This window comes from Micromonospora sp. NPDC005298 (genome assembly GCF_040607375.1).
Taxonomy (GTDB): domain Bacteria; phylum Actinomycetota; class Actinomycetes; order Mycobacteriales; family Micromonosporaceae; genus Micromonospora.
Map to the genome: position 1 here is coordinate 70,481 of NZ_JBEXGP010000001.1, position 18,889 is coordinate 89,369.

General features: G+C 71.3%; 19 protein-coding genes. 17 read left to right on the forward strand and 2 right to left on the reverse strand.

Going from position 1 to position 18,889, the window contains the following annotated elements:
• The first annotated feature begins 139 nt into the window (after positions 1-139).
• The 7 genes from ABZS77_RS00380 to ABZS77_RS00410 all read left to right on the forward strand — a co-directional run bounded on the left by ABZS77_RS00380 (position 140) and on the right by ABZS77_RS00410 (position 8,267).
• Entirely contained in the window at positions 140-817 is a 678-nt protein-coding gene (locus ABZS77_RS00380; protein ID WP_354814868.1) for a response regulator transcription factor, read from the forward strand.
• 68 nt (positions 818-885) lie between these two features.
• On the forward strand, positions 886-1,887 hold the full coding sequence (locus ABZS77_RS00385) for a HAMP domain-containing sensor histidine kinase (protein WP_354817032.1): 1,002 nt from the start codon (positions 886-888) through the stop codon (positions 1,885-1,887).
• Positions 1,884-3,563, forward strand: coding sequence for a DUF4173 domain-containing protein (locus ABZS77_RS00390; protein WP_354814871.1), 1,680 nt, complete (start codon positions 1,884-1,886; stop codon positions 3,561-3,563). The genes ABZS77_RS00385 and ABZS77_RS00390 overlap by 4 nt, the downstream gene beginning before the upstream one ends.
• A gap of 50 nt (positions 3,564-3,613) precedes the next feature.
• Positions 3,614-4,021, forward strand: a complete 408-nt coding sequence (locus ABZS77_RS00395) for a hypothetical protein (RefSeq protein ID WP_354817035.1) — start codon at positions 3,614-3,616, stop codon at positions 4,019-4,021.
• 1 nt (position 4,022) lies between these two features.
• Positions 4,023-5,666, forward strand: coding sequence for a cation acetate symporter (locus ABZS77_RS00400; protein WP_354814874.1), 1,644 nt, complete (start codon positions 4,023-4,025; stop codon positions 5,664-5,666).
• Between the two features lie 169 nt (positions 5,667-5,835).
• Positions 5,836-6,600, forward strand: coding sequence for an ABC transporter ATP-binding protein (locus tag ABZS77_RS00405; RefSeq protein ID WP_354814877.1), 765 nt, complete (start codon positions 5,836-5,838; stop codon positions 6,598-6,600).
• Positions 6,585-8,267, forward strand: a complete 1,683-nt coding sequence (locus ABZS77_RS00410; RefSeq protein ID WP_354814880.1) for an ABC transporter permease — start codon at positions 6,585-6,587, stop codon at positions 8,265-8,267. The genes ABZS77_RS00405 and ABZS77_RS00410 overlap by 16 nt, the downstream gene beginning before the upstream one ends.
• On the opposite strand, the gene ABZS77_RS00415 is transcribed toward ABZS77_RS00410, so the two are convergent.
• Positions 8,264-8,470 carry a DUF397 domain-containing protein gene (locus ABZS77_RS00415; protein ID WP_354814883.1) on the reverse strand — a complete coding sequence of 69 codons (207 nt, stop codon included), beginning with the start codon at positions 8,468-8,470 and terminating at the stop codon, positions 8,264-8,266. The two genes, ABZS77_RS00410 and ABZS77_RS00415, sit on opposite strands and share 4 nt — an antisense overlap.
• The gene (locus ABZS77_RS00420; protein ID WP_354814886.1) at positions 8,467-9,252 is read right to left on the reverse strand and encodes a helix-turn-helix transcriptional regulator; all 786 of its coding nucleotides are present in this window, start codon (positions 9,250-9,252) and stop codon (positions 8,467-8,469) included. The genes ABZS77_RS00415 and ABZS77_RS00420 overlap by 4 nt, the downstream gene beginning before the upstream one ends.
• A 196-nt stretch (positions 9,253-9,448) precedes the next feature.
• Here ABZS77_RS00420 and ABZS77_RS00425 point away from each other — a divergent pair, with 196 nt between their 5' ends.
• The 10 genes from ABZS77_RS00425 to ABZS77_RS00470 all read left to right on the forward strand — a co-directional run bounded on the left by ABZS77_RS00425 (position 9,449) and on the right by ABZS77_RS00470 (position 18,888).
• Positions 9,449-9,667 (forward strand): hypothetical protein, encoded by a 219-nt coding sequence (locus tag ABZS77_RS00425; protein ID WP_354814889.1) that lies wholly within the window; start codon positions 9,449-9,451, stop codon positions 9,665-9,667.
• 154 nt (positions 9,668-9,821) lie between these two features.
• Positions 9,822-10,574: a flavin reductase family protein gene (locus tag ABZS77_RS00430; protein WP_354817038.1), complete on the forward strand. Its 753-nt coding sequence runs from the start codon at positions 9,822-9,824 to the stop codon at positions 10,572-10,574.
• A 172-nt stretch (positions 10,575-10,746) separates the two neighbouring features.
• On the forward strand, positions 10,747-11,112 hold the full coding sequence (locus tag ABZS77_RS00435) for a DUF485 domain-containing protein (RefSeq protein WP_354814891.1): 366 nt from the start codon (positions 10,747-10,749) through the stop codon (positions 11,110-11,112).
• The gene (locus ABZS77_RS00440) at positions 11,090-12,778 is read left to right on the forward strand and encodes a cation acetate symporter (RefSeq protein WP_354814894.1); all 1,689 of its coding nucleotides are present in this window, start codon (positions 11,090-11,092) and stop codon (positions 12,776-12,778) included. The genes ABZS77_RS00435 and ABZS77_RS00440 overlap by 23 nt, the downstream gene beginning before the upstream one ends.
• 88 nt (positions 12,779-12,866) lie before the next feature.
• Positions 12,867-13,844, forward strand: coding sequence for an NAD-dependent epimerase/dehydratase family protein (locus tag ABZS77_RS00445; protein WP_354814897.1), 978 nt, complete (start codon positions 12,867-12,869; stop codon positions 13,842-13,844).
• A gap of 66 nt (positions 13,845-13,910) precedes the next feature.
• Positions 13,911-15,137: an LCP family protein gene (locus ABZS77_RS00450; protein WP_354814900.1), complete on the forward strand. Its 1,227-nt coding sequence runs from the start codon at positions 13,911-13,913 to the stop codon at positions 15,135-15,137.
• A gap of 364 nt (positions 15,138-15,501) precedes the next feature.
• A complete protein-coding gene (locus ABZS77_RS00455; protein ID WP_354814903.1) occupies positions 15,502-16,554 on the forward strand; it encodes an LCP family protein in 1,053 nt (350 codons plus the stop codon).
• 223 nt (positions 16,555-16,777) lie between these two features.
• On the forward strand, positions 16,778-17,695 hold the full coding sequence (locus ABZS77_RS00460; protein WP_354814906.1) for an LCP family protein: 918 nt from the start codon (positions 16,778-16,780) through the stop codon (positions 17,693-17,695).
• Between the two features lie 58 nt (positions 17,696-17,753).
• The gene (locus ABZS77_RS00465; protein ID WP_354814909.1) at positions 17,754-18,089 is read left to right on the forward strand and encodes a rhodanese-like domain-containing protein; all 336 of its coding nucleotides are present in this window, start codon (positions 17,754-17,756) and stop codon (positions 18,087-18,089) included.
• A gap of 10 nt (positions 18,090-18,099) precedes the next feature.
• Complete coding sequence (locus ABZS77_RS00470; protein WP_354814912.1) at positions 18,100-18,888, forward strand: glycerophosphodiester phosphodiesterase family protein; 789 nt, start codon at positions 18,100-18,102, stop codon at positions 18,886-18,888.
• Position 18,889 lies beyond the last annotated feature (1 nt).

The window sequence follows — 18,889 nt, forward strand, 5'->3', positions numbered from 1 at the left end:
AGGTTCCCGGGGTGACGCCGGATGTTCGCGGAGGCCGGCCGGGCATCCACCGAGTTATCCACAGGCGTGAGCCGTTCTCCACAGGTTGTTCACAACGCCACCCACTGATCTCCACGGCGGCTCAATACAGTCAGGCCCCATGAAGGAACGCCGGGTCCTGGTCGTCGAGGACGAACGCACCATCGCCGAGTCGGTCGCCGCCCGACTCCGCGCCGAGGGTTTCGCCGTGGAGATCGCCACGGACGGCCCCGGTGCGGTCGAACGGTTCCGGACCGGGCAGCCGGACCTCGTCGTCCTCGACGTGATGCTGCCCGGCTTCGACGGCCTGGAGGTGTGCCGGCGGATCCAGGCGGTCCGGCCGGTGCCGGTGCTGATGCTCACGGCCCGCGACGACGAGACCGACCTGCTGGTCGGGCTCGCCGTGGGCGCGGACGACTACCTCACCAAACCGTTCTCGATGCGCGAGCTGGCCGCCCGCGTACACGTGCTGCTGCGCCGCATGGAACGTGCCGCGGCCCCCGCCCCACCCGCCATCCGCCTCGGCGACATCGAGATCAACGAAGCCGAGCGGCGGGTCCGCCGGGCCGGCGCGGACGTGCACCTCACCCCGACGGAGTTCGACCTCCTGCTGCACCTCGCCGCGCGGCCCCGCACGGTCCTGCCCCGGGAGCGGCTGCTCGCCGACGTGTGGGGCTGGGCCGAGGGCACCGGCACCCGCACGGTGGACAGCCACGTCAAGGCGCTGCGCCGCAAGCTCGGCGCCGACCTGATCCGGACCGTCCACGGCGTCGGGTACGCGCTTGAGGTGCCCGCGTGACCGAACGGCTGGTGGACTGGCTGGATCGGGTGCTCCCCCGCCCGCTCGACCCGGTTCGCTCGATCAAGATGAAGCTCGGCGTCCTGCTGGTCGCCTCCTGGGCCGTGGCCATCGGCTACTTCTGGTACGGCATCGGTTGGCTCCCGCCGGGCACCTCGATCACGGTCATCTGCATCGCGCTCGTCACCTCGCAGGTGCTCGCCCACGGGATGACCTCGCCGCTGCGGGAGATGACGGCCGCCGCCGGGGCGATGGCCCGGGGCGACTACACCCGCCGGGTCCGCGCCACGTCCCGGGACGAGGTCGGCGAGCTGGCCCAGGCGTTCAACAAGATGGCCGAGGACCTGCACGCCGCCGACCAGCGCCGCCGGGAGCTGATCGCCAACGTGTCGCACGAGCTGCGCACACCCATCACGGCCCTCCAGGGCGTCCTGGAGAACATGGTCGACGGGGTGGCCGACCCCGAACCGGCGGCGCTGCGTTCGGCGCTCGCCCAGACCGAACGGCTCGGGCACCTCGTCGCCGACCTGCTCGACCTGTCCCGCCTCGACGCCGGGGTGGTGCCGCTGCGCCGCGTACGCATCGACGTGGGGGACTTCCTCGACGAGGCGGTGGAGCACGCGACCGCCAGCGCGTCCGGCGCCGGCCTGGACGTGCGCTTCGAACTCCGTGAGCTGCCGGCGCCCCTGACGGTGAGCGCGGACCCGTGGCGGCTGCACCAGGTCTTCGCGAACCTGCTCGACAACGCGGCACGGCACAGCCCACCGGGCGGCACCGTACGGGTCAGCGCCGAGGAACACGGCGACCAGTTCCGCTTCGAGGTGAGCGACGAGGGCCAGGGCATCCCGCCAGCCGAGCGTTCCCGCGTGTTCGAGCGGTTCACCCGTGGTGACCGGTCGGCCGGCGGCGGGACCGGGCTCGGCCTGGCCATCGCCCGCTGGGTCGTCGAGTTGCACGGCGGTCGGATCGCTGTGCTGGATCCCGCCGCGACGGACCGGGGCGACCAGCCCGGCTGCCGCATCCAGGTCACCATCCCCAGCGACGGGCCACACCGAAGAGAGGCCGCATGACCAGCCCTGGCAGCACTCCACTCCCGGCCTCCGGGCCGACCGGCCCGCAGGTCACCCCGACCGTGCGGCCGGGTCCGGCCGCCGCCCGGCCGCAACCGGGGCCGCCCGCGCCCGCCCTGCCGAGGCCACCGTCGCTGATCGCGCGGCGCTGGCCGGGACCGCCCGGGGCCGCGCATCCGCTGGTCCTGGTGGCGCTGGCGGCGGCGACCGTGGTCGGTGCGTCGACGCTCACGACGGTCCGTCCCGGCCTCGGCTGGCTGGTGGCCGCGCTGGCCGCCGTCGCCGCCCTCGTCACCGCGGGTGTCGTCCGCTCCGCGCCGGCCTCCCCGACCGCCACCGCCCGTCCCGATGCCACGGGGGCACCGGGGCCGGCAACCACCGCCCGTCCCGATGCCACGGGGGCACCGGGGCGGGCGGTGCAGGTGGCCTGGGCTGCCGCGACTGTCGTGTTGGTCGGCGTCGGCACGGTGCGGGCCGCCGGCTGGCTCTTCGCCCTCTGCCTGCTCGCCGCAGCGGTGACCGGGACGCTCGCGGTGACCGGCGGGCGGAGCCCGCTCGGGATCCTGCTCGCCTCGACGATGCCGCCGGCGGCGACGGTACGAGGGCTCCCGTGGGCGGCGAGCGGGCTGCGCACCGCCCGAGCGGCCGGGCCGGGGATCCAGTTCGGGCGGATCGTCAACAGCCTGGCGATCTCCGCTGGCCTGCTGGTGCTGTTCGGGGTGCTCTTCTCCTCCGCCGACGCGGTCTTCGCGGACCTGGTCACCGGTCTGCTGCCGAACATCTCGATACCCGGGATCATCGGTTGGGGTTTCCGCGTGCTGCTGATCGGCGGTCCGCTGCTCGGTGCCGCGTACCTGGTCAGCCGCCCGCCCGACCTGGAGGGTCTGCGACCGGAACCGGGCCGACCCGCTCACCGGCTGGAGTGGACGATTCCGCTGGTGCTGCTCGACGCCCTGTTCGCCGCGTTCGTGCTGGTCCAGTTGACCGTTCTGTTCGGCGGGTCGGGGCACGTGCTGCGTACCGCCGGGCTCACCTACGCGGAGTACGCCCGCGGGGGGTTCTGGCAACTGCTCGCCGTCACCGCACTCACGCTGCTGGTGATCGCCGTCGCCGCCCGGCGGGCACCGAAGGCCACCCGGGCGGACCGCCTGCTGGTCCGGGTGCTGCTCGGCACGCTCACCGCGCTCAGCCTGGTGGTCGTCGCCTCGGCGCTCTACCGGATGCAGGTCTACGCCGACGCGTACGGAGCCACCCGGCTGCGACTCGTCGTGGCGACCACCGAGTTGTGGCTCGGCCTGCTCTTCGTCCTGGTGGGGGTGGCCGTGGTGCGGCTGCGGGCCGAGTGGCTGCCCCGGTTGGTGATCGGCACGGCGGTGCTGGCGCTGCTCGGGTTGGCGCTGGTCAACCCGGACCGGCTGATCGCCGAGCGGAATGTGGACCGCTACCGCGACACGGGCAGCCTGGACGTCAGCTACCTTTCGGGGCTCTCGGCGGACGCCGTACCGGCTCTGGAGCGGCTGCCCGAGCCGATGCGGACCTGCGCGCTGCGGGAGATCGCCTACGGGCTGCCTCGGGACGGCTTCTGGGCGACGAACGTCGGCCGGGAACGAGCCCGACCGGTTCTCGACCGGGTCCAGATGAACGGTGTCACGACGAGCTGCGGCCTGAGCTGGTGAGCGCGAACGCTTGACAATCGCGCGGGGCGGGCAAGACTGCCGGGGTGGCCATGCAACTCCCTGACGTGGGGTCGGGCGGCGCGGTACCGCCACCCCGGCGGGCCCGGATCGTGCTGGCCGAGATCAGCAGGCAGGACACCCGCGCCGAGCGGACCCGCGCCGAGTTGGCGCAGCAGACGCAGGTCGGCGAGGCCCTGGTCCGGGGCCTGGTCCGGGCGCAGCTCGCGTTGGCGCTGCGGCTCTCGCTGGTGGTCGTCATCGGGCTGGGCGGGTTGCCGTGGTTGTTCGCCATCGCGCCGGCGCTCGGCCGGACCACAGTCGCCGGCGTCAACCTGCCGTGGCTGCTGCTCGGCGTGGCGTCGTTCCCGTTCCTGATCGGGGTGGGCTGGGCGTACGTGCGGCTGGCCGAGCGCAACGAGCAGGACTTCACCGACCTGGTACAGCGGCCGGAGCGCTGAGGTGGCAGACGACTTCGTGGTCGCGGCCATCGTCGCGGTCACCCTGGTCACCGTCGGGATCGGCTTCTACGGGCTGCGGCTGGCCCGGACCACCTCCGACTTCCTGGTGGCGTCGCGGGCGATCAGCCCGACGTGGAACGCCGCCGCGATCGGCGGGGAGTACCTGTCGGCGGCGAGCTTCCTCGGCATCGCCGGCCTGGTCCTCAAGTACGGCGTGGACGTGCTCTGGTATCCGGTCGGGTTCGCCGCCGGCTACCTGGCCCTGCTGCTGTTCGTGGCGGCGCCGCTGCGCCGCTCCGGCGCGTTCACCCTCCCGGACTTCTGCGAGCTGCGGCTGGGGTCCCGTCGGCTGCGCATCCTCGCCACCGCCTTCGTGATCTTCATCGGTTGGTTGTACCTGGTGCCGCAACTCCAGGGCGCCGGGCTCACGCTGGCCACGGTGGCCGGCTCCCCGTACCCCGTCGGCGCCCTGCTGGTGGCCGCCGTGGTCACCGCGAACGTGGCGCTCGGCGGCATGCGGGCGATCACCTTCGTGCAGGCGTTCCAGTACTGGCTGAAGCTGACCGCTCTCGCCGTACCCGTGATCTTCCTGGCGTTGCAGTGGCAGGCCGACGGCCGCCCGGCGGTGACCCCGCCCGACGGGCCGACGTTCCGGACCGCGACCACCGTCGTGGTCGAGCACCGCGCGACCCTCACGCTTCCCGACGGTGACATTCGGGAGGTACGCCCCGGCGACGAACTGTCCTTCGCCGCCGGTGATCCGGTGCCGGCGGTCTCGGGGGTGGCCACCGAGGCCGGCGACTGGCTGCTGCCGAGCGCCGCCGGTGACGACGACCGGGGCCTGTTCGGCACGTACTCGCTGATCCTGGCCACCTTCCTGGGCACCATGGGGTTGCCGCACGTGCTGGTGCGCTTCTACACCAACCCGGACGGTGCGGCGGCCCGCCGGACCACGCTGGTCGTGCTGGCCCTGGTCGGCGTCTTCTACCTGCTGCCCACCCTGTACGGCGTGCTGGGCCGGATCTACACGCCGCAACTGCTGCTCAGCGGGCAGACCGACGCGGTGGTGGTGCTGCTGCCCGGCGCGGTCCTCGGCGACGGGCTGATCGGTCAACTGCTCGCCGCGCTGGTCGCGGCGGGCGCGTTCGCCGCCTTCCTGTCCACCTCGTCGGGGCTGTTGACCAGTGTCGCCGGGGTGATCTCCACGGATGTGCTGGGTCGCGGCTCGGTACGCGGCTTCCGGCTGGCCACGGTGATCGCCGGCGCCGTGCCGACGGTGCTGGCGCTGCACGTCTCCGGGCTGGACGTGTCGCAGGTGGTCGGGCTGGCCTTCGCGGTCGCCGCGTCGAGTTTCTGCCCGCTGCTGGTGCTCGGCATCTGGTGGCGCGGCCTGACCGACGTGGGCGCCGCCGCCGGCGTGGTGGTCGGCGGCGGCGCGGCCATCGGCGCGGTGCTGGTCACCGTGCTCGGCCCGCCGCTGTCCGGCTGGCCGGCCACGCTCATCGCGCAGCCGGCCGCCTGGACGGTGCCGTTGGCCTTCACCGTGATGGTCGCCGTGTCGATGATGACCCGCAGACGGGCCCCCGCCGACGTAGCCGCCACCATGCTTCGCCTACACACCCCCGAAGCCCTCCGCATGCAGTAACCCCCAACCCCACCCCGTCGATCTTGCAGTTTCGGTTGTCGATATGGGGGAGATGCCCTGTATGTCGGGACAGAGAGTGCGAGATCGCGGAGGGGTCCGCCTCGGGGAGGATTGCGGGTCCGTCCGGCGCGGGAGGGCGGGACTGGCGATCGGCGGATAACGTCGGCGCATGACTGTTGAGCACCCCGCGCTCGCACTGCGTGGCCTGGCCAAACGGTTCGACGGCACGATCGCGGTGGCGGGCGTCGACCTGGACGTCCCCGCCGGCTCCTTCTACGGCCTGCTGGGCCCGAACGGCGCCGGCAAGACGACCACCCTGTCGATGGCTGTCGGGTTGCTGCGGCCGGACGCGGGCTCGGCCTGGGTGCTCGGGCACGACGTGTGGCAGGACCCGCTGACCGCCAAGCGGCTGCTCGGCGTGATGCCCGACGGCGTACGACTGTTCGACCGGCTGACCGGTGCGGAGCTGCTTGCGTACCACGGGTTGTTGCGGGGGATGGACCCGGCGGTGGTCGACCAGCGTGCCGCCGAGCTGCTGGACGTGCTGGCGCTCGGCGACGCCGGCCGGACGCTCGTGGTGGACTACTCGGCGGGTATGAAGAAGAAGATCGGCCTCGCCTGCGCGCTGCTGCACGGTCCCCGGCTGCTGGTGCTGGACGAGCCGTTCGAGGCGGTCGACCCGGTCTCGGCCGCGCTGATCCGCGACATCCTCACCCGGTACGCGGCCGGCGGCGGCACGGTGGTCTTCTCCAGTCACGTGATGGAGGTCGTGGAGCGGCTCTGCTCGCACGTGGCGATCCTCGCCGGAGGCACCATCAAACGGGTCGGCACCCTCTCCGAGGTACGGGGGGAGCGTTCGCTGGAGCAGGTCTTCGTCGAGGTGGTCGGCGGGCGCACCGCGACGGGTGATGAGTTGTCATGGCTCTCCCGGTGACCAGCGCGCCGGAGCGGCGGGTCTCCGCCCGGCACTTCGTACGGCTCAAGTTGCGGGTGATGGGCAACAGCTTCCGGGGTCAGGGCTGGCGCATCGCCCTGTTCATCGGCGGCGCGCTGGTGGGCCTCTGGTTCGCCGTCAGCGGCTTCTTCCTCTTCGCCGCCCCCGGCATCGCGGGCAATGGCCGGTACGCGGTGCTGGTCGCGGCGGCCGGCGGCGGTCTGCTGGTGCTCGGTTGGCTGCTGCTGCCGTTGGTCTTCTTCGGGGTCGACGAGACGCTCGACCCGGCCCGGTTCGCGCTGCTGCCGTTGAGTCGGCGCACGCTGGTCACCGGCCTGTTCGCCGCGGCCCTGGTCAGCGTCCCGGTGCTGGCGGTGCTCGTGGCGTCGCTCGGGCTGGTGCTCACCGCGTGGGCGTTGGGCGGCTGGTCCGCGGGCCTGGTCGCCGTGGTCGGGGTGGCCGGTGGGCTGCTGCTCTGCGTGGCCGCGAGCCGGGCGGTGACCAGCGCGTTCGCCACCATGCTGCGCTCGCGTCGGGTGCGCGACCTCGCGGCCGTGCTGCTGGCGGTCGCCGCCGCGCTGCTCGGGCCGTTGCAGGTGTTCGGCCTCGCGGCGCTCCGCGAGGCGGACTGGACCCGGCTGACCGGGTTGGCGACGGTCATCGGCTGGACGCCGTTCGGGGCGCCGTGGACTGCCGGCATCGACGTGGCGCAGGGTCGGGTCTGGGCCGCACCGGTCAAGCTGCTGATCACCGTGGTGGCGATCGGTGCCCTGCTGCTCTGGTGGTCGCGGTCGCTGGAGTCGGCGATGGTGGGCGCGGCGAGTGCCGGCAAGGCGCCAGTCCGGCGCGGGGCTACCGGTGCCGCGGTCGGCCAACTGTTCCCGCGAATCGCCGGCTGGGTGCGCCGGGACCGGTTCGGTGCGCTCGTCGCCCGGGAGGCCCGCTACTGGTGGCGGGACGCCCGCCGTCGGGCGAACCTGATCACGATCGCCGTGGTCGGCATCTTCATACCCGTGATGATCAATCTTGGTGGCGGCGGGTTGGCGAGCGGGGAGGGTCTGACGACGAGCGCCAGCGACACCTCACCGGTGCTGGTCACCCTCTCGATGCTCTTCGTCGGTGTGCTCGCCTCGGTCACCCTGGCCAACCAGTTCGGTTTCGACGGCAGCGCGTACGCCGCGAACGTGGTGGCCGGCGTACCGGGCCGGGTGGAACTGCGCGCCCGCATGACGGCCTTCTCGCTGTACGTGCTGCCGATGCTGGCGATCGTCGCGGTGGTCCTGTCGGTGGTGCTCGGCCGGCCGGGATGGATCGGGCTCACGATCGGCAGCCTGATCGCGACCTACGGCGCGGGGCTGGCGGTGAACAGCTTCGTCTCGGTGCTCGGGGCGTACTCGCTGCCGGAGACGAGCAACCCGTTCGCGATGAACAGCGGCGCCGGTGTGGCGAAGGGGATGCTCACCCTGGTCGCCATGTTCACGTCCGCGGTCGTGGCGGTGCCGATGGTGGTGGCTGCGGCGCTGCTCGGCGACGCCTGGCTCTGGCTGGCCCTGCCGGTCGGCATCGCGTACGGACTGGGTACGGCGCTGCTCGGCGCGTACCTGGCCGGCGACGTGCTGGACCGCCGCCAGCCGGAACTGCTGGCCACCGTCACCCCGCGCCGCTAGCCCGCGCGCTGGCCGAGGGCACGGGCAGCGTCGGCGAGGAATCCGCGCCACGCGGCCGGAGCGAAGGTGAGGACCGGACCGGAGCGGTCCTTGCTGTCCCGGACCAGCACCACACCGGGCAGGTTGTCCGCCACCTCGACGCAGGCGCCGCCTGTGTCGCCGGACCTGGTCGACGTCCGCCAGCGTGGTTGAGGATCAGTCATGGCGTCACCTTCAGCTTCCGGATCAGATCCAGCGAGGCGCCCGTGGACAGCGCCTCGCCGAGCAGGCTATCCCATTTCCGACCAATCAGACGCACGACGTCCGGGTCGTCGATGACGTGTCCCCGAGCAACATCCTCGACATAGGTGACCCGTTCACCATCCGGCAGTTCGGCGAGCAGAAAGCCGCCGGTCAACCCGACATGGGCTCCGGCGTCGAGCGGCACGACGTGCAGTCTGACGCTCGGCAGCGCGGCGAGTTCCATCAGCCGACCGAGCTGGGCGTCCAACACCGCCGGCCCGCCGACCGGGCGGCGCAGAGCCGTCTCGTCCAGGACGAAGACGCATTGTGTCGATTCTGCCCGCTGCCACAACTGCTGCCGGTCCATCCGAACCGCGACCAACTCGTCGACCACAGTGGTGGGATTCAGGCCACCGGCGGAAATGACCGCTCGGGCATAGTCCTCGGTTTGCAGGAGCCCCGGAATAAGGCACGGTTCGAATTCGCAGAGCCGGATCGCCTGCTCCTCATGGGCGCGCCACGGCACGAACCAGGTCGGCAACCGCTGGCGATCGGCGGCCCTCAACAGTTCGGCGAGGAGGCCGCCGGTCGACAGGGCTTCGTCGGCGGCGACCGCGAACTCCATGGTCGGCCGGCGTCGGCCGGTTTCGATGGCCGCCACCGTGGAGGGACTCCACCGGGTGGCCGTCGCCAACGCCTCCTGGGACATCTCGGCACCGGCCCGAGCGGCCTTCAACGCCCGTACCCACATTTCGACGTTCATCCTTACCTCTCCGGTAAGTACGCGACTGCGCTGCGTAGTAAGCCCTGTAATCCTCCCCTGTCCGGCCCCTTCCGTCCAGGGTGGAGGACGCGCGGCCCGGCCGGTGGAGGCGACGTCCCGGCGACCGGGTCCTGCGTCGGGCCGCCCCGGTCATCCCCCGATCGGGGCGGCCCTCGTCGACGGGAGGAGATCAGCCATGTTCGGGTTCGTCCGGGGCGGGAACGGGGCGCGGTGGTCGTACCGGAGAGGGAAGCCGGCGGTGCAGGCGGCCGTGCCGGGCGCGGAGAGGCCGCCGGGCGTGCCCACCGGGCCGCTCTGGCCGACTGACGGGCCGACGGCGGCCCTGCCGCAACCGGGCCGGGCCGGCCGGCTCACCCCGGCGCGGACGTGGCGCGCGAACGGCGACCGTTGGTGACGCGCGGCACCGCGAGCGACATGACACACAGGTATAAATATGACTCACGGTCATATCGAGCACCGGGCCATCGCCCTCCGACCGCCGGCCCGGGTACGCCGGTCCCGCCACTCCGGCCCGACGGACGCCGCTGGTGAGCCGGCCGCACCTGCCGATGCGACCGCTCTGGCGGTGTCGGGGTTGCGGCGCGCCCTGGCCGTGCCAGCCGGCGCGGCTGGCGTTGCTCGCCGAGTACCGGCACGACCGCGTGGGGCTGCTTGTCTACCTGGGCGCTCTGATGGCCGAGGCCGGCGACCAGCTCGCCCGGCTCAACGGGCGACCCGCCGACCTGCACGAGCGCTTCCTGGGTTGGGCACGTGGTCGGGGCGGCACAATGTTTCACGTGAATCATGAGCCGGGTGCCGAGATCCACCACACCGACCCGTTCGCGGTACCGACCGGGCAGCGGTCACCGGCACGGCGGCTGCGCGGTCGTCTCGCCGCACCGGTAACGCTCTGGACCGCGCCGGGTCCGGCAGGGCTGACCGTGTCGTCCACCCTGGTCGCCGAGGGCGAACCGGACCGACTGCTCGGCCTCATCGACGCGGAGTCCGACCTGTGGGCCGCCGCCGAGGACGCGGGACGGTTCGCGGTCGCGCCGCTCGGCCCGCCGCACCGGCAGCTCGCCGACAGGTTCGCCGGGCTGTTCCCCTCCCCGGGTGGCCTCTTCGCCACCGGGACGTGGACCGACACGCCGTACGGGCCGGTGCCGGGGGACGCCGGCGGCTGGGTGGGTTGCCGGCTGGACAGCGCGCGGGAGTACGGCTGGGCCCTGCTTGTGGAGGCCACCATCGAGGCGGTCGACCTGGCCGAGGACACGTCGCCGTTGCTGCACTACCGGGGTCGCTACCACGAGCTGCCGGGCTGAGCGGGCTCGACCGGATCGACCGGTCACCGGGGTGATCTGGGTCACTTGGCGCAGCGAGTCAACCGTTCGGCGCACTCGGCGACCGGTGTCGATCTCAGCCTTCCCGGGCGAGGAGTGCGCTCTCTACCGTGCGCGAAACTCCTCTGACGCCTGTGAAGGTGGTGATCCACAGATGTCCACGGACACACCCGCTCCGACCGCTTCCCAGTCGGACAAGTACCTGGCCGTACAACGGTCGGACGAGTTCGCCGGGCTGCGGCGTGCGCTGCGCGGCTTCGTCTTCCCGATGACCGTCGCGTTCTTCCTGTGGTATGCGCTCTACGTCATTCTCTCCGCGTACGCCCGGGACTTCATGGGCACGAAGCTGTTCGGCAGCAACATCAACGTCGCGCTCATCTTCGGCCTGCTCCAGTTCGTCTCCACGTTCCTGATCGCCTGGCTGTACTCCCGGTTCGCCGACCGGAAGATCGACCCGGTCGCCGACCGGATCCGCGCCGAGATCGGGGAGGTGACCCATGACAACGGTCCACGCGGCTGATCTGCTCGCTGCCGAGGCGGGCAACCACACCGCCCGCAACCTGACCATCACGCTGTTCCTGGTGTTCGTGGCGGTGACCCTGGCCATCACCATCTGGGCCAGCCGGCAGACGAAGACGGCGACCGACTTCTACGCCGGTGGCCGGTCGTTCTCCGCCTTCCAGAACGGCATGGCGATCGGCGGCGACTACATGTCGGCCGCCTCCTTCCTCGGCATCGCCGGCATCATCGCGCTCTACGGCTACGACGGCTTCCTCTACTCGATCGGCTTCCTGGTCGCCTGGCTGGTTGCCCTGCTGCTGGTGGCGGAGCTGCTGCGCAACTCGGGCCGGTACACGATGGCCGACGTGCTCGCCTTCCGGATGCGTCAGCGTCCGGTGCGTACGGCGGCGGCGGTCTCCACCATCACGGTGTCGATCTTCTACCTGCTGGCCCAGATGGTGGGCGCTGGCGCGCTTGTCGCGCTGCTGCTCGGCATCAAGCCGGGGACGACGTTCCTCGGGATGGACGCGGCGACCGCGAAGGTGGCCACCATCATCATGGTCGGCGCCCTGATGATCGTCTACGTGACCGTGGGTGGCATGAAGGGCACCACCTACGTGCAGATCGTCAAGGCGTTCCTGCTGATGAGCGGCGCGCTGCTGATGACCCTGCTGGTGCTGGCGAAGTACAAGTTCAACCTGTCGTCGCTGCTCGGTGACGCCGCCGCCTCCTCCGGCAAGGGCAGCGCCTTCCTCGAACCAGGTCTGCGGTACGGCGTCGAAGTGGCCGGCAACGCGACACAGACCTTCTACAACAAGGTCGACCTGCTGTCGCTGGGCATCGCCCTGGTGCTCGGCACCGCCGGCCTGCCGCACATCCTGATCCGCTTCTACACCGTGCCGACCGCCAGGGCGGCCCGCAAGAGCGTGCTCTGGGCGATCGGCATCATCGGCACCTTCTACCTGCTCACCCTGGCCCTCGGCTTCGGCGCGGCGGCACTGGTGGGCAGCAAGGCGATCACCGAGCAGGACAAGGCCGGCAACACGGCGGCGCCGCAGCTGGCCGAGGCGCTCGGCATCGACTTCCTCGGCGGCGACCTGGGTGGTGCCGCCCTGCTGGCGATCATCGCGGCGGTCGCCTTCGCCACCATCCTGGCGGTGGTCGCCGGGTTGACCCTGGCCTCCTCGTCCAGCCTGGCGCACGACTTCTACGCGAACGTCATGAAGAGGGGCGAGGCGTCCGAACGTCAGGAGGTACGGGTCGCCCGGATCTCCGCCCTGGTGATCGGCGCGATCTCCATCCTGTTGTCGATCTACGCGCAGAACCTGAACGTGGCGTTCCTGGTGGCGTTGGCGTTCGCCGTCGCCGCCTCGGGCAACCTGCCGGCGATCCTCTACAGCCTGTTCTGGCGACGGTTCAACACCTCCGGCGCGGTGTGGGCGATCTACGGTGGCCTGCTCTCGTCCGTACTGCTGGTGTTCTTCTCGCCGGTGGTCTCGGGCGCGGCGACCTCGATGTTCCCGGACCACGACTGGCAGTGGTTCCCGCTGTCCAACCCGGGCATCCTCTCCATCCCGTTCGGTTTCCTGTGCGGATGGATCGGCACGTTGATCTCGAAGGAGAACGACGAGGCGAAGTACGCGGAGCTGGAGGTGCGCGCCCTCACCGGTTCGGGCGCCCACTGATCCGCCGCGGTAAGGAAGGGCCCCCTATTAACGCCAGGCGTTAATAGGGGGCCCTTCCTTGCAAATTGGGATCGGTAGGCTGACCCGCATGAAGGTTGCTGAGCGCTTCGGTCCCGGTCACCGCGTCCTCGTCACCGGCGGCGCCGGTTTCGTCCCGTCGCACCTGGTGGACGCCCTGATCGCCCGCGGTTGCACGGTGGTGGCCCTGGACAACTTCGTCACCGGCTCCAAGGAGAACGTCGCCCACCTGCTCGACCGCCCCACCTTCACCCTGGTCGAGGCGGACATCTCCGACGGACTGCCGACCCACCACCCGGCGCTCGCCGAGCGGTTCGACGCGATCCTGCACATGGCCTCGCCGGCCAGCCCCACCGACTTCGCCCAACTGCCGGTGGAGATCCTGCGGGTCGGCTCGGTGGGCACCCTGCACCTGCTGGACCGCGCGGTCGCCGACGGCGCCCGATTCCTGATGGCCTCCACCTCCGAGGCGTACGGGGACCCGAAGGAGCACCCGCAGCGCGAGACCTACTGGGGCAACGTCAACCCCATCGGGGTACGCAGCGTCTACGACGAGGCGAAGCGGTTCTCCGAGGCGGCCACCATGGCGTACCACCGCTACCGCGGGCTCGACGCGGCCATCGTCCGGATCTTCAACACGTACGGCCCGCGGATGCGCCCGGACGACGGCCGGGCCATCCCCACCTTCATCTCCCAGGCGCTGCGCGGCGAGCCGATCACCGTGCACGGCACCGGCAACCAGACCCGGTCCATCTGCTTCGTCGAGGATCTGGTGCGCGGCATCCTGCTGCTGCTCGACTCGACCGAGACCGGCCCGGTCAACTGCGGCACCGAACACGAGTTGACCATGCGGCAACTCGCCGAGTTGATCGTGTCGCTCTCCGGCAGCAGCTCACAGGTGACCTACATCACCCGCAGCGCGGACGACCCGGAGATGCGCCGCCCGGACCTGACTCTCGCCCGGGAACTGCTCGGATACGAGCCGACCGTGGCGCCCGAAGACGGCCTGCGACGCACGATCGAGTACTTCCGGGCGCGGCTGGGGTAGCCACTCGGCCGATCGCTGAGTGTCGCCTGAAGGCGGCAGTGGCTCCCACTCCGTACCCTGAGTTACATGTCAGCGACATCGTCTGCCGGCGTTCCGCACCCGTACCTGCGCCGCAGCGCCGGGCGCGCCTCGGTGCCCGGCCCCGACCGGGGCGCCTCCGGGCGTGCCCGTCCCACCGAGGCACGCTGGTACCCGTCGCCCGAGGACGAGCAGCCTCGTCCGGGCGGGCCGGGTGGGCCGAAGGGCCCCGGCGGGCCCGCCGGCACCGGCGGTTCGGGTCGGCGCGGCCCTCGGCCACGCTGGGGCCGGATCGGCCTGGTCGCCGGCGTGACGGTGCTGGTGCTCGCCCTGCTGGGCGGTCTCGGGGCGTGGCTGTACGCCCGCAACCTCGACTCCGACCTGGCCCGCACCGACCCGTTCGCGGAGATCACCGGAGGTCGTCCGGTCAAGCCCGTCGAGGGCGCGCTGAACATCCTGCTGGTGGGTAGCGACTCGCGGGACCCGGACGCCCCGGTCGACAGCAAGAGCCAGTGGCGGGCCGACACGGTCATCGTGATGCACATTCCGGCCGACCACCAGGAGGCGTACCTGGTCTCCATCCCGCGTGACCTGTACGTGCCGATCCCGGAGAGCGCCGGCGCGGACTGCGGCTCCGGCCAGCGCGCGAAGATCAACGCCGCGTTCGCGTTCGGTGGGCTGCCGCTTGCGGTACGCACCGTGGAGTGCTTCACCGACGTCCGGATCGACCACGTGATGGCGATCGACTTCGGTGGCTTCAAGGAGGTCACCGACGCCCTCGGCGGCGTGGACCTGAAGGTGGAGCGGACCATCACCTCGATCCACAAGCCGTACCGGACGTTCACCATGGGCACCAACCACATGGACGGCGCGGAGGCGCTGGACTGGATCCGGCAGCGCAAGCAGTTCCCGGACGGCGACTTCGCCCGCATGCGGCACCAGCAGGAGTTTCTCCGCGCGTTGATGGACAAGGCGGCCAGCACCGGCACGCTGGCGAACCCGAAGAAGCTCAACGACTTCCTCCAGTCGGTGACCAAGGCCGTAACCGTGGACCAGGGTTTCTCGGTTACAGACATGGCGCTGCAGTTCCGCAATCTGCGCGGCCAGAACCTCACCTTCGTGACCAGCCCGAACTCGGGCAGCGACACGATCAACGGCGAGTCGGTGGTGGTCTCCGACCGCGAGAAGGCGTTGGCGATGTACCGGGCCATGGCGGCGGACACCATGGCGGAGTGGGTCAAGGCAAACCCACCGAAGGGCAGCGACGGCGGGTAATCGGACGCCCACCGGCCGGTCCATCGAATAGCGACGATAGACCGAAACGCGAGAAATGCCGTCCGGATGGACCAGTGATGAACTCGCCAAGTCGAATCGATGTACGTACAGTGGTGCCGCCCCCTCCTGATCACGAGCTGGAGCACGAATGCCGGTTCAGGCCAGTCGTCGCCCTTCGTCCACCGGGTCCGCCGCCCCCAGCGGCCGGATCGCCGCGTCCATACCCGTGCAGCCGGGCCGCTCGGCCGGCGGGACGGGGGGGCGGCCGCCCGGCGACGGTGGCGGTGGCGGTGGCCGGTCCGGCGGTGGCGGGCCGGCGAAGAAGCGGAGTCGACGCAAGGACCCCCTCTGGGCCCGTTTGACCGTGATCTTCGGTGCCGTGCTGATGCTCAGCAGCGGGGTGGCGATCGTCGGCGGCAAGGTGCTGATCGGGCAGGCGACGGGTGACATCGCCCAGCGCAACCTGCTGGGCGAGGCCGGCAAGTCCGACGCCGAGGGCGGGGCGAGCCTGGACGGCCCGATCGACATGCTGCTGCTCGGCGTGGACGCGCGCGAGCGCTGGGCCGCGGACGACGTCCGCTCGGACAGCATCATCATCCTGCACATCCCGGCCTCGCACGACCAGGCGTACCTGATCTCCATCCCGCGGGACACGCAGGCGCAGATCCCTCCGTTCAAGGCGAGCGGCTTCACCGGCGGCACCGACAAGATCAACGCAGCGTTCCAGGCCGGCGCCCGCAACGGCGGCGGCTGGGAGGGCGGCGCCCAGCTGATGGCGCAGACCATCAAGCGGCTCACCGGCGTCAGCTTCGACGGCGCGGCGATCATCAACTTCGGCGGCTTCAAGAACGTCATCGACACCCTCGGCACCGTGAAGATCTGCGTGAGCCACGAGGTCAAGTCGAAGCACATGTCGTTCGTCGACGGCAAGCCGATGTGGAACGCCGACGCCAAGAAGACCGGCAAGCGGATGACCCCGGTGGTGCACAAGAAGGGCTGCCAGGAGATGGAGGGCTGGGCGGCGCTCGACTACGCCCGGCAGCGCTACGGGTTGCCCGGTGGCGACTACGACCGCCAGCAGAACCAGCAGCAGCTGATCAAGGCGATGGCCCGCAAGGCCACCGACGGCGGCACGCTGACCAATCCGGCGAAGCTGAACCAGCTGATCAAGGCGGCCGGCAAGGCGTTCGTGCTGGACACCGGCGGCGCCAAGATCGAGGACCTGATCTTCACCATGCGCGGCGTGACCGCCAACGAGCTGACGATGTTGAAGACCAACAACGGCACCTTCAACAGCAACGGCGCGGGTGCCGAGGCGTTGAGCCCGGAGACCATGGCGATGTTCCAGGCGATCAAGCAGGACAAGCTGGCCGAGTTCATCTTCAACCACCCCGAGGTGATCTCCACCCGCAAGTGACGGCCACGGTGGCGGCCGAAGTCGCGGAAACGCCGCCCCCGGTACGTCACCGTCCGTAGTCTGACGTGAGCAGGTTTCACGTATCGGCTGCGGGGAGGCGGTCACGTCCAGGTCCGGACGCACCACGGCGGGTCCGGCCGGACCCGCCCGGTCCCGTCGCGCCCGCGGGCCACGGATCCTGCTCGGCATCGGCCTGGCCCTCGTCCTGCTGGCCGGGCTCGCCGTGGTCGGCCTCAGGACACTCAGCAACCGGTACGACCGCACGGTCACCAAGGAGCAACTGCTCGACGCCGGTGCGCGCGCCAGCCGGACCGACCTGGACGGGCCGCTCAACTACCTGCTGGTGGGCTCCGACCGCCGTCCCGGCGACAGTGGGAACGACCAGCGCTCCGACACCATCCTCATCGTGCACGTCCCCGCCGGACAGCGGGAGGCGTACCTGGTCTCCATCCCGCGTGACCTGCTGGTCGCCATCCCACCCGGGAACGGGTTTGCCGGCGGACCGGACAAGATCAATGCCGCGTACGAGCACGGTGGCGGTGGAGAGGGCGGCACGAGACTGCTCTCCACCACCCTGACCCGGCTCACCGGCATCCGGTTCGACGGCGCCGCCCTGATCGACTTCTCCGGCTTCCGGAAGGTCATCGACCTGCTCGGCGGGGTGCGGATGTGCGTGGACACCGAGGTCCGCTCGATCCACACCAACCGGGTCTTCCCCACCGGCTGCCAGCAGATGGACGGCGCGCAGGCGCTGGACTACGTACGGCAGCGCTACGACCTGCCCGGGGGCGACTACGACCGGCAGCACCACCAGCAGCAGCTCCTGCGGGCGATGCTGGACAGCGCCGGCAGGGCGGACCTGCGCAGCAACCCGATCAAACTGGACCAGGTGCTGCGGGCCGTTGGCGGTTCGTTGACCGTCGACACCAACGGCGTACCCCTGGAGGACCTGCTCCTCGCGCTGCGCGCGCTGCCGCCCGACGGGATGCACGGCGTCCAGGTGCCGTCGTCGCCGCAGACCATCGACGAGGTGTCGTACGTGGTGCTGGACAACGGCGGCAACGGGCTCTTCGAGGCCGTACGCGGGACTCGGGTGCCCGCCTGGGCGCAGGCCAACCCACGCTGGGTGTCCCGGTTGTGACGGTGTCGACGGCCCGGTCGGTGCCGATCCGGCCGACGAGGATCTAGTGTTGCTTCCTGTGTTCGGACCCCAGGTTCCCACCGTGCCCGTGACCGAGATCGCCGACGACACCTACCTGCTGGACGTGCGGGAGGAGGACGAGTGGGCGGCCGGCCACGCCCCCACCGCCCACCACCTGCCGATGATGGAGCTGCCGGCGCGCCTGGCCGAGGTGCCCACCGACCGGGACGTGGCGGTCATCTGCCGCTCCGGCGGACGTTCCGCCCAGGTCGTCGCCTACCTGGTGAACAACGGCTGGGAGCAGGTGCGGAACGCCGACGGCGGGATGCGCCAGTGGGCCGCCGTCGGCCGCCCGGTGGTCGACGCGAACGGGCAGCCCGGCCAGGTCATCTGAGGCGGCCGGAATGGGCGGGCCACTGGTCTTCGCGCATCGCGGCGCCTCGTACGACCTTCCGGAGCACACCCTCGCCGCGTACCTGCGCGCCCTGGACGAGGGCGCGGACGGCCTGGAGTGCGACGTCCGGCTGACCCGGGACGGGCACCTGGTCTGCGTCCACGACCGGCGGCTGGACCGCACCAGCAACGGTCGCGGTCTGGTCAGCGCGCGTACCCTCGCCGAGCTGGAGGCGCTGGACTTTGGTTCCTGGCATCCGGGCAGCGCGGCGGGCGGCGACCTGCCACCTGACGATTCGCACACCAGGCTGCTGACCCTGGAGCGGCTGCTCGACGCGGTGCTCGACGCCGGCCGGCCGGTCCGGCTGCTGGTGGAGACGAAGCACCCGTCCCGGTACGGCTCGGCGGTCGAGCGCCGCCTGGTGGATCTGCTGCGGCGGTACGGGCTGGCCGAACCGGCGCCGGACGACCCGGTTCAGGTGACCGTGATGTCGTTCTCCCCGCTGGCGGTCCGTCGGGTCCGCGAGCTGGCTCCGGCGCTGCCCACGGTGCTGCTGTTGGAGGTGCTGCCGCGGGTGCTGCGGCCCGGTCGGCTGCCGTTCGGCGCCCGCATCGCCGGGCCGGGCATCGGCCTGGTCCGGGCCCGTCCGCAGCTGCTGCCGGCGCTGCGCGCGGCCGGCAACCAGGTGTACGTCTGGACGGTCAACGAGCCGGACGACCTGGAGCTGGTGCTGGCGGCCGGGGTGGACGGGATCATCACGGACCGGCCGGCGCACGCCCTGGCCCGGTTGGACCGGTGAC